A 14,311-nucleotide genomic window follows, 5' to 3' on the forward strand; every position below is an offset into this window, starting at 1 on the left:
GTTGCTATGCCGAACTTTCCGCTCGGCCAGCGGGATCGCGCGGAGGTATCTCTCAGGCGCGCGAGTCGCGCAGCTCGCCTCCGGCGAGCACGAGCGACAGACCTCGTCGACCTCGACTGAACGGTACGGAGACGACCGCGATCGCGACGACGACCGCACTGACGATGGCGACGACGCCCGAGACGGTCTGGGCCGCATCGGACACCGGCTCCGGCAGCTGACCCAGCGTCGTCGCCAGGGTGTACGGCACACCGACGACACCCGCTCTGGCCAGGCGGCGCCCGAGCGGACGACGACCGTCTGGCCACTCGGGGGCGAGCCAGACGAGGCGCTGTCCGATCGACGCGCCCGTCGACACGACGGCCGGCAGCACGACGACGAGGATCACGGCACCGACGCCGATCACGGACAGCTCGGTCAGATTCTCCGGAACGCCTGGTCCTGTGCCGCCGGAGACGACGAGCTTCGGCACGAGCACGACGAGCGAGACGACGGTGATGGCGATCTGCACCGCGACCGCGTCGAGGATCATCCCGAACCAGCGGCGCCAGACGGTGACCCGTCGCGGCGTTCTGCGCTCGGCGCGAAGGTTCTTCGCACTCGGCATCCAGGCCAGCACGACGGGCGCGATCAGCACGCCGATCGCCGCGCCGGCGGTGTTGGCGATCAGGTCGTCGACGTCGGCGACGCGATAGGCGCACTCGAAGAGTCCCCACACACCGGTGAGCTGCGTCGTCTCGATCGCCAGCGAGAGCAGCGCGCCGAGCAGGATCGACACCGCAGGGCCACGGTGCCAATACCGACGCGCGATGACGCCGAAGGGCACGAAGAGCGCGACGTTGAGCACCACCTGCAGGGTCGCCCGGCTGGTGAGTGTGCGCAGCAGCGACATCCCCTCCGTCTCGCGCAGGATGTCACCGATCGAGTGCCCTGGCACGAGCTCCAGCCCGCCGCCGCCCGCGCCGCAATTGGCACGGACCTCCGGGATCGGAAGGAGCGTGTACGCCACGAGGGCGACCGCGTAGACGCTCACCGCTGCCGCCCCGAGCAACCGAGGGAACGAAAGGGCGCCGTAGCGGCGCACCTGGACGAGCAGGATGGGGACGAGCACCGCCGCGAAGATGAGGCCGCCGCCGATGAGCCCGAACCACGCCTGCCACGTCCACCCCGTCATTCGCCTCATCCTAGGTGCGGGGTGCGGGCTCGTCGCATACGTTGCAAGAGCCCACCCAGATTGCCGCTTTATCGCCCTGGGGGCCGCTGTGAGGGCCGCTCGAAGTTTTTGACGAGTTCAACACGCCGTTCGGTTGACACGATCAGACGACGCTCCTTGGGGAGTAGATGCGTTCATCTGAGCCTCTGATGACGAAGGGCAGGGAGATGAACGCCACGATGATCGCGGCGATGTAGACGAAGCCAGACAAGCCGGAGAGAACACCGGGGGTTCCGTACCCCGCAGCGAAGGTGGCGAAGTCCCAGAAGCCGTGCAGGATCATGGCCCAGATCAGTGAGCCGGTGACGCGGCGGAGCACGTAGAAGATCGTGCCCGCACAGAAGGCCAGACCAACCTGCCCGGTTGTCGAGAGGAGGTCTTGCCCGGAGAGCGCGTTGGAGAAGTGCATCAGGGCGAACAGGGCGGAGGTGAGAAACCACACCCACCCTTCGGAGAGCCGACTGCGAAGGCCCACCAGGAGCAGTCCCCTGTTGGTCATCTCTTCGGTGAAGCCGACGAGGAGAAGCACGATGGAGGCGGCGAAGAGTGCTCCGTCGTAGGCTGCCCAGTCGGTGCCTGCGAGGTTCAGGATGAGCGCGACGACCATGATCGCGGGCGCGATGATCGGCCAGCGGTGCTTGGCGCGGTGGCGGTCGAAGAGTGCCGGGTGCCACCAGCCGAGGATGCTCGCGGTGATCGCGAGGAGGACCGCGCCGATGATCAGCGAGAGGCCGGCACCGAAGAAGAGGTCGGCGCCGCTTCTGCCGAAGTCGGTGTAGGGCACTCCGCTGGCACGCTGGACGACGAACACGAGGATCACGTATCCGATGTAGATCGCGAGTCCGATCCACACGCGCGGGGTGACGCGCAGCGATCGGGGGGCCGCCGGTGCGGTCTGAGACGTTGCCATGGGTTCATCCCTTTCGTGGGTGTATGCGCGAGCGTGACCTCGCGGCATGTTGGGCGTGCTCGGGCTCTGAGTGATCCCGTCGAGTGGTCGGGTGCGTGGTGCGCGTGTCGAGGCGGCGGATCTCGTTGCGGGCGTGGGCGACGTCGTCGTTGTCGGTGCCTTCGCTGGTGGCGAGGGCCTGGGCGAGGTCGTGGGCGGCGGCGATCCGGTGGCGGCCGCGGCGTCGGCCGTGCGCTGCGCGGTTCTCCGCATGGTGCTGCTTCCCGAACCCGCTGACAGCGTCGAGCAGAGCGGTGTCCATCACACCGGAGGTGACCTCCGGCTGCAGGATGTCGCGCATCCATTCTCGCTCTCCTCGTGCGGCGAATCGCAGCACGAGCAGAAGCACCGTGAAGTCGATGACGACGACGATCACGATGATCACCGGGATGGGCACGATGCCGCTGCCAAGGCCCGAGAGGTCATCCCACGCGAAGTGCAGGATCATCGCTGCGAGCATGACGACGATTCCCAACGGCACGTTGCGCTGAGCGCGCACTGGGGTGAGTGCCCACATCAGACCGGCGCAGAACACGGCGCTGAACAACGCATGTGATACGACCCCCACCAGCCCGCGCAGCGCGAACACCTGCAGGGCGGTTCCGAGCTAATCACTGCCGAAGGATGCCATCGCACCGTTGACCACGTACAGCACATCCTCGGAGACCTGGAACCCCAAGCCGATGTAGGCACCGATGATGAAACCGTCATACGGGCTCCGCACGATCCGGCGTGCGAGGCAGAGAAGAAGGACCAGTCCGACGGCCTTGCCCCACTCCTCATTGATCGGCGCGGTCAGACCCGCCGCCCACTGCTGTGCGAACGCGGTTCCGCCGATCTTCGCCCAGATCTCCAATAGCGCCCCGTTCGCGGTGATCGCGATCCAGAACGTCGCCGCCGTCGCCCCCCACACGAATGCCGCGATGAGAAGCCGGGGAGGTTGGGAGGTGAAACGGTTCTGGTGGTGCAGGAACAGCAACCACGGGACGAGATAGATCGCGAACAGGACGACTCCGCCGGCGAGTGCGGTGCCGTAGAAGCCCGTGGCCTGTCCGAAGAACTTCACCATCCCCACGATTCCCGCCCCGACTCCCAGGACATACACCCAGAACGCCAGATTCCGAGGTTGCAGGAAACGGAACCGCACACCCCATCCGGACTGCTCGATCGCGTCGAGTTGGGCCTGCCGCTCGTCCGTCTCGACGGTCCCGACCCCGCCGCTCACCGGGTGCTCCCCGGCTGGATGCTCGCGATGAACGCGTCGATGATGTGGCGGTTTCGCTCGTACTGACCCGGTGCCGTACGCACGATGACCAACAACGCCGGCGCATCGTCGATCTGCTTCGGCTCACCGGTCGCCATCTTGAAAGACACCAGCAACTCCTCACCCGAGGGGCTCGAGCTCGTCTGACTCACCCCGACCAGTCCCGCCGTCGTCGTCACCGTCCCCCGACTGCCCGTCACCGCAGCCGGAGACTGCCCCTGTGAGGTCTCCACCTGATCGAGGAACGCCCCCGCATCCCCCGTGAATGCCGTGCCGCGCATCTCGATCGTCGTGCTACCGCTGGAGAGAAGCACATCGATGCCATCTGGAGGCTGTGTCCCGCCGCCCGTCCGCACCCCGGACTCCAACTGCCACCCCACTGGCGGCACCGCCCGCGCACCATCGCCGAGATCAATCACATCCCCCGCACGTATCGGGTCATCCCACGCGATCGCCGCGTTCGCGGCCGGCCATCCATAGATCAACGCCAGACACACACCAAGGGCTATCAGCGCTGCGGGGAAAGTCCGCACATCCAAGCCCAGAAAGCGATGCTCCACCGGCACCCGAATTCGCGAACGTTGAACCACCATGAGACCCCCCGATCACACCGCCTGGCACTGCTAGACGCCTCAAGAGTCCCAGAATCCTTCGCGCTTGCCAAGGCTCTTTGAGACCGCACGTCGAACCCAGACGGCAGACGGGGCCGCCGGGGTAAACGCGTCAGGTGGAGGGTCACCCGTGTGCCTGGTTAAATGCGGTGGGCCCTGCCGGGATCGAACCGACGACATCCACGGTGTAAACGTGGCGCTCTACCAGCTGAGCTAAAGGCCCTGGTGACCTCAGTGTATCGGCAGACGGATGCGCACCGATGTCGTGGAAGAGGGATAGGCTGAGGGCGGCACGCGTTGTGAACAGCCGACAAGGCTGCCCGCGTCGCTTCCCGTTTCCTTGGCATGACCTGCCAGCATGACGAAAGGCTCCCCCGTGACTGTGCACGACCAGGATCCGTACTCCCAGGGCAACCTCGACAGCGATCCGGACGAGACGGGCGAGTGGCAGCAGTCGCTCGACGAGCTCGTCGAGGCCAAGGGCCACGGCCGTGGGCGCGAGATCATGCTCAGCCTGCTGAAGCGTTCCAAGGAGCTGCACCTCAGCGTGCCGATGGTACCGACCACCGACTACATCAACACGATCGCGGCCGAGAACGAGCCCGAGTTCCCCGGCGAAGAAGAGATCGAGCGCCGCTACCGCGCCTGGATCCGCTGGAACGCCGCGGTCACCGTGCATCGCGCGCAGCGCCCCGGCATCGGCGTCGGCGGCCACATCTCGACCTACGCGTCCTCGGCGGCGCTCTACGAGGTCGGCTTCAACCACTTCTTCCGCGGTGCCGACAACCCCGGCGGCGCCGACCAGATCTTCATCCAGGGTCACGCCTCCCCCGGCATCTACGCCCGGTCGTTCCTCGAGGGTCGCCTCACCGAGCAGAACCTCGACGGGTTCCGCCAGGAGCAGTCGCAGGCGCCGCACGGCATCCCCTCCTACCCGCACCCGCGTCAGATGCCCGAGTACTGGCAGTTCCCGACCGTGTCGATGGGCCTCGGGCCGATCAACGCGATCTACCAGGCCATGTCGAACAAGTACCTCGAGAACCGCGGCATCAAAGACACCTCCGACTCGCAGGTGTGGGCGTTCCTCGGCGACGGCGAGATGGACGAGATCGAGAGCCGCGGTCAGCTGCAGGTCGCGGCCAACGAGGGCCTCGACAACCTCAACTTCGTGATCAACTGCAACCTGCAGCGCCTCGACGGCCCTGTGCGCGGTAACGGCAAGATCATCCAGGAGCTGGAGTCGTACTTCCGCGGCGCCGGCTGGAACGTCATCAAGGTCGTCTGGGGCCGCGAGTGGGACGACCTGCTCGCCCGTGACACCGAGGGCGCGCTGCTCAACATCATGAACCAGACGCCGGATGGCGACTACCAGACGTACAAGGCCGAATCCGGCGCCTACGTCCGTGAGCACTTCTTCGGTAAGGACGAGCGCGCTGCGGCGCTCATCTCCGACTACACCGACGACCAGGTCTGGCACCTCAAGCGCGGTGGCCACGACTACCGCAAGGTGTACGCGGCGTTCAAGGCCGCGGCCGAGCACAAGGGCCAGCCGACGGTCATCCTGGCGAAGACGGTCAAGGGCTACGGCCTCGGGCCGCAGTTCGAGGGCCGCAACGCGACCCACCAGATGAAGAAGATGACGCTGGACAACCTCAAGACGTTCCGCGACACCATGCACGTCCCGATCACGGACGCGCAGCTCGAAGAGAACCCGTATCTGCCCCCGTACTACAACCCGGGACCCCAGGACGAGACGATCCAGTACATGCTCGAGCGCCGCAAGGCCCTCGGCGGCTTCCTCCCGGAGCGCCGCTCGACGCACGTCGGCCTCTCGCTGCCCGACGACGCCGCGTACGCGCTGCCGAAGAAGGGCTCTGGCACGCAGGAGATCGCGACGACGATGGCGTTCGTCCGTCTGCTGAAGGACCTGCTGCGCTCGAAGGAGTTCGGCCACCGGATCGTGCCGATCATCCCCGACGAGGCGCGCACGTTCGGCATGGACGCGTACTTCCCGACGGCGAAGATCTACAACCCGAACGGTCAGCACTACACGTCGGTCGACCGCGAGCTGCTCCTCGCCTACAAGGAGAGCCCGCAGGGCCAGATCGTGCACGTCGGCATCAACGAGGCCGGAGCGCTGGCCGCGTTCACCGCCGCCGGCACGTCGTACGCCACGCACGGCGAGCCGCTGATCCCGATCTACATCTTCTACTCGATGTTCGGCTTCCAGCGCACCGGCGACGCCCAGTGGGCAGCCGGCGACCAGATGGCGCGCGGCTTCATCATCGGCGCCACCGCCGGCCGCACCACTCTCACGGGTGAGGGCCTGCAGCATGCCGACGGCCACTCGCACCTGCTCGCGTCGACCAATCCGGCGACGGTGTCGTACGACCCCGCCTACGGCTACGAGATCGCCCACATCGTGCGGGACGGCCTCGAGCGCATGTACGGCGGCAACCACCCCGACCCGAACGTCATGTACTACATGACGGTCTACAACGAGCCGCTCGTGCAGCCCAAGGAGCCGGAGGACGTGGATGTCGACGGCATCGTGCGCGGCATCCACCGCGTCTCGGTCGGCGGGGGCGACGGCCCCCGCGCACAGCTGTTCGCCTCGGGCGTCGGCCTCCCCTGGGCCCTCGAAGCACAGGAGCTGCTGAAGAACGACTGGAACGTCGTCGCCGATGTCTGGTCGGTGACCTCGTGGACCGAGCTGCGCCGCGACGGCCTCGCCGCCGATCAGCACAACTTCCTGCACCCCGACGAGGAACCCCGCACCGCGTACCTCACGCAGAAGCTGCAGGGCGCCGAGGGTCCGGTCGTCGCGGTCAGCGACTTCATGCACGCCGTGCAGGACCAGATCCGCCCGTGGGTGCCGAACCGCTACGCCACGCTCGGCGCCGACGACTTCGGCTTCTCCGACACGCGCGCCGCCGCTCGCCGCTACTTCAAGATCGACGGGCCGTCGATCGTGGTGCGCACGCTGCAGTCGCTCGCCGAAGAGGGCAAGGTCGACCGCTCGCTCGCGGCGCAGGCCATCGAGAAGTACCGCCTGCACGACGTGAACGCCGGCACGAGCGGCAACGCAGGCGGCGAAAGCTGAGCCATCGGTGACAGGATCGTCTCCTCGCGGCATGGACAAGGCCGCGACTCTCACCTGGCTGCGGCGGATCTCCGGTGACATCGCCTCGGTGACGATCAAGCGCCTGGAGGACACGCTCCCCTGGTACGCCGACATGCCACCGGCCCGCCGCTCCGCGGTCGGGCTGGTGGCGCAGGCGGGCATCACCTCGTTCATCCAGTGGTACGAGGACCCCACGTCGACGCCGTGGATCGCCGCCGACATCTTCGCCGCCGCTCCGCGTGAGCTGCTGCGCAGCGTGAGCCTGCAGCAGACGCTGCAGCTGATCCGCGTCACGGTCGAGGTCACCGAGGAGCGCGTCGCCGGCAGGGGCGAGGATCTGCGCGAGGCGATCCTCCTCTACTCGCGCGATGTCGCGTTCGCGGCGGCCGACGTCTACGCGCGCGCCGCCGAGGCCCGTGGCCTGTGGGACGCCCGACTCGAAGCCCTCGTCGTCGATTCGATCCTCACGGGCGAGGCCGACGAAGAGCTCCCGAGCCGCATCGCCGCCCTCGGCTGGCACGGCCATGGCGAGGTCGCGGTGCTCGTCGGCACGACTCCTCCGCAGTTCGATGTCGACCTCGTCCGCCGCACCGCCCGCAAGCTCGCGGTCGACGTGCTGATCGGAGTGCAGGGCTCACGCCTCGTGCTGGTGATCGGGCGTGCTCGCGTCCCCGGACAGGAGAACGAGGACGAGGAGGAACTCGGCTTCGACGAGATCGCCGCGCGCCTGGAACCCTCGTTCGGCCCCGGGTACGTCGTGCTGGGTCCGGCCGTCGCCGCACTCGTCGACGCCAGCCAGAGCGCCAGGGCGGCACTCGCCGGGTTCGCTGTCGCGCGCGCCTGGCGCAGCGCGCCCCGCCCCGTCGAGGCCGACGATCTGCTGCCCGAGCGAGCTCTCGCGGGCGACCCGCTCGCCAAGCAGACGCTCATCGAGCGGATCTACCGCCCGCTGCAGGCGCACTCGACCGACCTGGTCACGACCCTGTGGAGCTACCTCGACAACGGCCGCTCGCTCGAAGCGACGGCCCGCGAGCTGTTCGTGCACCCCAACACCGTGCGCTACCGCCTGAAGCGGGTGAGCGAGGTGATCGGCTGGGACGCCACGGGGCCGCGCGAAGCGCTCATCCTGCAGACCGCGCTGATCCTCGGTTCGATCGGTGCCGCAGACCAGGGGCGCCGGCGCGCTCCGCTGCGTCGGCCGTCGCGCTGACCCCCGCCTCGCCGTCAACCCGCTGTACGCCACTCACAACGGTTCGGCCGAAACTTGTGATGGATCATCCACCGCTCACGGCAGATCGTTGGCAGACTGGGGATGTGATTGTCGTCGTATGCCCAGGACAGGGCTCCCAGACCCCCGGTTTCCTCTCCCCCTGGCTCGAACTGGACGGCGTCGCTGAGACCGTCGCCGCGTTCTCCGAGGCAGCGGAGGTCGACCTCCGCCTCCACGGCACCGAGTCGGATGCCGACACGATCCGCGACACGCGCATCGCGCAGCCGCTCATCGTCGCCGCGTCTCTCGTCGCCGGCTCGGCGTTGGAGTCGCGCGCGGGCCGCCGCGCCGACGGCGTGGCCGGCCACTCGGTCGGCGAGATCGCCGCACTGGCGAACAGCGGAGTGATCGACGCCGAGACCGGCATGCGCCTGGTCGGCATCCGCGGTCGTGCGATGGCGGACGCCGCGGCGCAGACGCCGACCGGCATGAGCGCGGTCCTCGGAGGGGACGAGGATGCCGTCCTCGCCCGCCTCGCCGAACTCGGCCTGTCCCCCGCGAACTACAACGGCGGCGGTCAGCTCGTCGTCGCCGGCGAACTCGACGCGCTGGCGGCTCTGGCGGCCGACCCTCTCAAGGGCACTCGCGTGATCCCGCTGCAGGTCGCCGGTGCCTTCCACACGTCGTTCATGGCCCCGGCCGTCGACGCGCTGCGCGAGGCCGTGGCCGACGTCGCCCCCGCCGACCCGTCGATCACGCTCTGGACCAACCGCGACGGGTCCGTCGTCTCCGAGGGGCAGCTGGCCCTCGACTACCTCGTCGACCAAGTGTCGTCCCCCGTGCGCTGGGACCTCTGCATGGCGTCCTTCGCCGAGCAGAGCATCACCGGCCTCATCGAGCTCGCCCCGGCCGGCGCCCTCACCGGACTCGCCAAGCGCGGGCTCCGCGGCGTGCCGACCGTGGCCGTCAAGACCCCCGAAGACCTCGACGCGGCCGTCGCGCTGCTGAACGGAGAAGCCGCATGACCGCCACGCTGACCCAGCTCACCGGTCCCGCGTACACGCGCATCTACTCGTACGGCGCCGCCCGCGGCGAGAACGCCGTCCCGAACGACGACCTCGTCGGCCCGATCGACTCGAGCGATGAGTGGATCCGCCAGCGCACCGGCATCGTGACCCGCACCCGTGCGGACAAGGGCACCGACGCGATCGACCTCGCGACCACGGCCGCCGCCGAGGCGATCGAGAAGTCCGGCGTCCCCGCCGACCAGGTCGATCTCGTGATCGTCGCGACCATCAGCAACCCGAAGCAGACGCCGTCCGTCTCGGCGATCGTGGCCGACCGCGTCGGCGCGAACCCGGCGGCCGCGTACGACATCAACGCGGCGTGCGCCGGGTACGCCTACGCCGTTGCCCAGGCCGACGCCCTGATCCGCGCCGGCGCCGCCCGCTACGCGCTGGTGATCGGCACGGAGAAGCTCTCCGACATCGTCGACCCGACCGACCGCAGCATCTCCTTCCTGCTCGGCGACGGCGCAGGCGCCGCTCTCATCGGCCCCAGCGACACGCCGGGCATCGCCCCCGCGGTATGGGGCTCAGACGGCTCCAAGGCCGACGCCGTCGGCATGAACGGCACCCTCACCGACTTCCGCGATGGCGACGTGCCGTGGCCGACTCTGCGCCAGGAGGGACAGACGGTCTTCCGCTGGGCGGTCTGGGAGATGGCGAAGGTCGCCCGCGAGGCGCTCGACAAGGCGGGCGTCGGCCCCGACGACATCGCCGCGTTCATCCCCCACCAGGCGAACATGCGCATCATCGACGAGTTCGCGAAGCAGTTGAAGCTGCCCGAGACGACGGTGATCGCGCGCGACATCGAGACCACTGGCAACACCTCGGCGGCCTCCATCCCGCTCGCGAGCCACCGGCTCATGGCCGAGCACCCCGAGCTGTCGGGCGGACTCGCGCTGCAGATCGGGTTCGGCGCGGGGCTCGTCTTCGCCGCACAGGTCGTCGTCCTTCCCTGAGAAAGCGCTGACCTTCCCTAGACTGTTCCACGGTTCCGAAATCAACCCCGTAAGAAAAGGAAGACCACCATGGCTTTCACCAACGATGAGGTCCTCGCGGGCCTCGCAGAGCTCATCACCGACGAGACCGGTATCAACGCCTCCGAGGTCGCCCTCGAGAAGTCGTTCACGGACGACCTCGACATCGACTCGATCTCGATGATGACGATCGTCGTCAACGCCGAGGAGAAGTTCGGCGTCACCATCCCCGACGACGAGGTCAAGAACCTCAAGACGGTCGGCGACGCGGTCAACTTCATCGTCGCAGGCCAGGAGTAATCCACTCAGGATGCCACCCCCGCGTCAGCGGGGCGTGGCATCCTCTGCCTTGCCCATCATCTGTTCGATCCGCCTGACAAGGAACCACACATGACCAAGCGCATCGTCGTCACCGGGATCGGTGCCACGTCCGCCATCGGCGGCACCGCCCCCGAGAACTGGGCCAATCTTCTGGCCGGTGTCTCGGGAGCCCGCACGCTCGAGCACGACTGGGTCGAGCAGTACCAGCTCCCCGTCACCTTCGCCGCCGAGGCATCCGTCCGCCCCGAAGAGGTGCTGCCTCGCCACGAGGCCAAGCGCCTCGACCCGTCGTCGCAGTTCGCTCTCATCGCCGCTCGTGAGGCGTGGGCCGACGCCGGCTCCCCCGAAGTCGCCCCCGAGCGTCTCGGCGTCGACTTCGCCACCGGCATCGGAGGTCTCTGGACGCTGCTCGACGCGTGGGACACCCTGCGTGAGAAGGGCCCGCGACGCGTGATGCCCTTGACGGTGCCGATGCTCATGCCCAACGCGGCAGCCGGCAACCTCTCGCTGCAGTTCGAGGCGCGCGCCTACGCGCAGACCGTGGTGAGCGCCTGCGCCTCGAGCACCGAGTCGCTCATCCACGCCTACGATCACCTGCAGGAGGGTCTCGCCGACGTCGTGATCGCCGGCGGCACCGAATCGGCGATCCACCCGATCACCATAGCGTCGTTCGCCTCCGCCCAGGCGCTCTCCCGGCGCAACGACGACCCGGCCACGGCGTCCCGCCCCGGAGCCATCGACCGTGACGGCTTCGTGATGGGAGAGGGCGCCGCCGCCCTCATCCTCGAGACGGAAGAGCATGCGAAGGCGCGCGGCGCGAAGATCTACGGATACGTCCTCGGCGGATCCGTCACGGCCGACGCGTATCACATCACCGGCAACGACCCCGAGGGCAACGGTGCGGCTCGCGCGGTGACCCAGGCGCTCGAAGGCGCGGGCATCAGCCCCGACCAGGTGACCCACATCAACGCGCACGCGACGTCGACGCCCGTCGGCGACCCGAACGAGTACGTGGCCCTGAGGAAGGTGTTCGGCGACCGGATCGACGACATCCCCGTGTCGGCGACGAAGGCCTCGACCGGGCACCTGCTCGGCGGTACCGGCGCCCTGGAGGCGATCTTCTCGCTGCTCGCCCTGCGTGACCGCGTCGCACCGCCGACGATCAACATGACCGAGCCCGACCCGGCCGTTCCGTTCAAGCTCTCCGGCGAGACGCAGGCCCTCGGCGACGGACCCCAGGTCGCGATCAGCAACTCCTTCGGCTTCGGCGGGCACAACGCCGTCGCGGTGTTCGCCAGCGCCGACTGATCCGCAGCCCCGAGAAGCGCCGTGCCGCTCTGCGCATCGCAGAGCAGCACGGCGCTTCGTCGTACGGTCTCAGCGCCTCGCGAGCTGCCGGGATCGGGCCTCGCGCAAACGCGTGCACCACGGGAGGAAGAGGCCGACGAGAGGTCCGACCCCGAACGCGAACAGCACCGTGCCGACACCCACCGGCCCGCCGAGCAGGAACCCCACGAGCAGCACGCTGCCCTCGATGAGGGTGCGCACGATCCACACGCGCCAGCCGGTGCGACGCACGAGTCCTGTCATGAGACCGTCACGGGGGCCGGGGCCGAAGTCGGCCGCGATGTACAGACCGGTGGCGAAGGCGAGCAGCACGAGACCCGCGACGAACATCGGGGCGCCGACCCAGACGGACGGCGGCGTCGGGACGAGCGCGAGTGCGAGGTCGGCGCTCGGGCCGACCAGCAGAGCGTTGAGCAGCGTTCCGAGTCCGACCCGTTGGCGCAGCGGGATCCACAGGATCAGCACCAGGATGGACACGAGCACGGTCACGAGGCCGTAGCCGAGTCCGGTGCTGCCGGAGACCCCGAGAGCCAGGACGTCCCAGGGCGCCACACCGATGCCGCCGCGCACCATGAGCCCGAGTGCGACGCCGTAGAGGAAGAGCCCGACGAGGAGCTGCGCAAGGCGCTCGGCGAGATCGCGGCGGCTCGTCGCGGTGATCGGGAGGAAGACGGACCGGATGTGCATCACTCCATCGTGGCGGCGCAGCACCGTGAGACGGCGAGTCCACTCCCGGAAAAGTGGTCTGCCGAAATCAGGCCACTTTGGGTGATGATGGAGGAATGACATCCCGTCTCGTGGAACAGCTCGGCGCCCGCCACGTCGCCGGGGCGACCGCCGTCGAACTCGCCGACCGCATCCGCGCCCTCATCCTCGACGGACGCATCACCGTCGGCGAACGGCTCCCCAGCGAGCGGGCCCTGGCGATCGAGCTGCGCCGTTCGCGCTCCACGACGACTCGCGTCTACGGCATCCTCGAAGCCGGCGGATTCGTGTCGCGCGTGCACGGTGGCGGCACCCGCGTGGCACTCCCCCATTCCGACACGGTGATTCCGATGGTCGACGACGAGACGATGATCGACCTGTCGATCGCCTCGATGGACTCGACGCCGGGTCTGTACGACGCCACAGTCCGCTCGCTCCCGCGCCTCGCCACCCTGCGCGGGACCAGCGGGTACTCGTTACAGGGGCTGCCCGAGCTGCGGGATGCCGTGGCCGAGCGATTCTCGGCCAGGGGTCTGCCGACCGATCCGGAGCAGATCATCATCACCTCGGGCGCGCTGAACGCCTTGAACCTCATCCTCGCCACACTCAACCGCCGCGGGGAGCGTGCGCTCGTCGAGCAGCCGACGTTTCCGCACGCCCTCGAAGCGATCCATCGACACGGTTATCGGATGCTCCCCACACCGGTCGACCACGACGGCTGGGACGAGCGGCACGTCACCGACACGCTCCTCCGTGGACGCCCGCACATCGCCTACCTCATCCCCGACTTCCACAACCCGACCGCGGCGACCCTGCCGGAGTCGGCCCGCGATCGCATCGCCACGGCCGCGCGCAATGTCGGGACGCGTGTGATCGTCGACGAGACGACGGCGGAGCTCGACATCGATCGAGGATGGGCCCCCACCCCTCTGGCGGCATTCAGCCCGGAGGTCGTGACGATCGGCTCGATGTCGAAGATCGCGTGGGGAGGCCTGCGGATCGGCTGGATCCGCGCTGAGCGCCCGCTCATCACCCGCCTGCTCGCGACCCGGCCGTCGTTCGAGCTGGGCACAGCGCTCCTCGAGCAGTGCATCGCGCTCGAACTGCTGCAGGACATGACCGCGCTGAGCAGCCACATCCGGACCCGTCTGCACGACGGGCGCACGGCTGTCGCGCAGGGGCTCGCCGAGGTCGACGGCGTCGACATGCCCCCGACCCCTGGCGGACTGTCGGCGTGGATCGATCTGGGCGCTCCGATCTCGACGACCCTGTCGCTGGCTGCGAGAGCGCGAGGCCTCGTCGTGCCCCCCGGCCCGCGATTCGCGATGGGCGGGGTGCTGGAACGACGGCTGCGCATCCCCATCACGCTGCCGCCGGACCGGACGGCGCTCGCTCTGGAAAGACTCCGCGCAGCCTGGGACGACGTCCACACGGGGGACGCGCCTCGCCCCGCGGAGCTGTCCCACGCCGCGGTGATCTGACGCAGACGAGGACCCCGTCCCTGTGGGGCGGGGTCCTCGTCATCC

11 protein-coding genes, 1 tRNA gene and 1 pseudogene are annotated in these 14,311 nt (G+C 68.6%); 7 read left to right on the forward strand and 6 right to left on the reverse strand.

The window, feature by feature from the left end:
- Nucleotides 1-52: 52 nt before the first annotated feature.
- From FSY98_RS00710 to FSY98_RS00730, 5 genes and pseudogenes are all read right to left on the reverse strand, one after another.
- Entirely contained in the window at nt 53-1,174 is a 1,122-nt protein-coding gene (locus FSY98_RS00710; protein WP_186307504.1) for a VanZ family protein, read from the reverse strand.
- A 142-nt stretch (nt 1,175-1,316) separates the two neighbouring features.
- A complete protein-coding gene (locus FSY98_RS00715) occupies nt 1,317-2,123 on the reverse strand; it encodes a CPBP family intramembrane glutamic endopeptidase (protein ID WP_186307505.1) in 807 nt (268 codons plus the stop codon).
- A gap of 4 nt (nt 2,124-2,127) precedes the next feature.
- Nucleotides 2,128-3,231 (reverse strand): annotated as a pseudogene (locus FSY98_RS16880) (PrsW family intramembrane metalloprotease).
- Between the two features lie 152 nt (nt 3,232-3,383).
- Nucleotides 3,384-4,019 (reverse strand): hypothetical protein, encoded by a 636-nt coding sequence (locus FSY98_RS00725; RefSeq protein WP_144872765.1) that lies wholly within the window; start codon nt 4,017-4,019, stop codon nt 3,384-3,386.
- A 168-nt stretch (nt 4,020-4,187) separates the two neighbouring features.
- Nucleotides 4,188-4,260 (reverse strand) — tRNA-Val (locus tag FSY98_RS00730).
- Nucleotides 4,261-4,413: 153 nt separating this feature from the next.
- On the opposite strand from FSY98_RS00730, the gene aceE reads away from it, so the two are divergent.
- The 6 genes from aceE (at nt 4,414) to FSY98_RS00760 (ending at nt 12,041) form a co-directional block, all read left to right on the forward strand.
- The gene (gene aceE / locus FSY98_RS00735; protein ID WP_144872768.1) at nt 4,414-7,140 is read left to right on the forward strand and encodes a pyruvate dehydrogenase (acetyl-transferring), homodimeric type; all 2,727 of its coding nucleotides are present in this window, start codon (nt 4,414-4,416) and stop codon (nt 7,138-7,140) included.
- 31 nt (nt 7,141-7,171) lie between these two features.
- Complete coding sequence (locus tag FSY98_RS00740; protein ID WP_144872771.1) at nt 7,172-8,371, forward strand: CdaR family transcriptional regulator; 1,200 nt, start codon at nt 7,172-7,174, stop codon at nt 8,369-8,371.
- 104 nt (nt 8,372-8,475) lie between these two features.
- Nucleotides 8,476-9,396: an ACP S-malonyltransferase gene (locus tag FSY98_RS00745; RefSeq protein WP_144872774.1), complete on the forward strand. Its 921-nt coding sequence runs from the start codon at nt 8,476-8,478 to the stop codon at nt 9,394-9,396.
- Nucleotides 9,393-10,394 (forward strand): beta-ketoacyl-ACP synthase III, encoded by a 1,002-nt coding sequence (locus FSY98_RS00750; RefSeq protein WP_144872777.1) that lies wholly within the window; start codon nt 9,393-9,395, stop codon nt 10,392-10,394. Before FSY98_RS00745 ends, FSY98_RS00750 begins: the two co-directional genes overlap by 4 nt.
- Nucleotides 10,395-10,463: 69 nt before the next feature.
- Nucleotides 10,464-10,712, forward strand: a complete 249-nt coding sequence (locus tag FSY98_RS00755) for an acyl carrier protein (protein WP_017202249.1) — start codon at nt 10,464-10,466, stop codon at nt 10,710-10,712.
- Between the two features lie 90 nt (nt 10,713-10,802).
- Entirely contained in the window at nt 10,803-12,041 is a 1,239-nt protein-coding gene (locus FSY98_RS00760) for a beta-ketoacyl synthase (protein ID WP_144872780.1), read from the forward strand.
- 69 nt (nt 12,042-12,110) lie between these two features.
- Here the strand turns inward: FSY98_RS00760 and FSY98_RS00765 are convergent, their stop codons facing one another.
- On the reverse strand, nt 12,111-12,767 hold the full coding sequence (locus FSY98_RS00765; protein WP_144872783.1) for a YitT family protein: 657 nt from the start codon (nt 12,765-12,767) through the stop codon (nt 12,111-12,113).
- 95 nt (nt 12,768-12,862) lie between these two features.
- On the opposite strand from FSY98_RS00765, the gene FSY98_RS00770 reads away from it, so the two are divergent.
- Complete coding sequence (locus FSY98_RS00770) at nt 12,863-14,266, forward strand: PLP-dependent aminotransferase family protein (RefSeq protein WP_144872786.1); 1,404 nt, start codon at nt 12,863-12,865, stop codon at nt 14,264-14,266.
- Nucleotides 14,267-14,311 lie beyond the last annotated feature (45 nt).

The organism is Microbacterium sp. 1.5R (assembly GCF_007667425.1).
Lineage (GTDB): Bacteria > Actinomycetota > Actinomycetes > Actinomycetales > Microbacteriaceae > Microbacterium.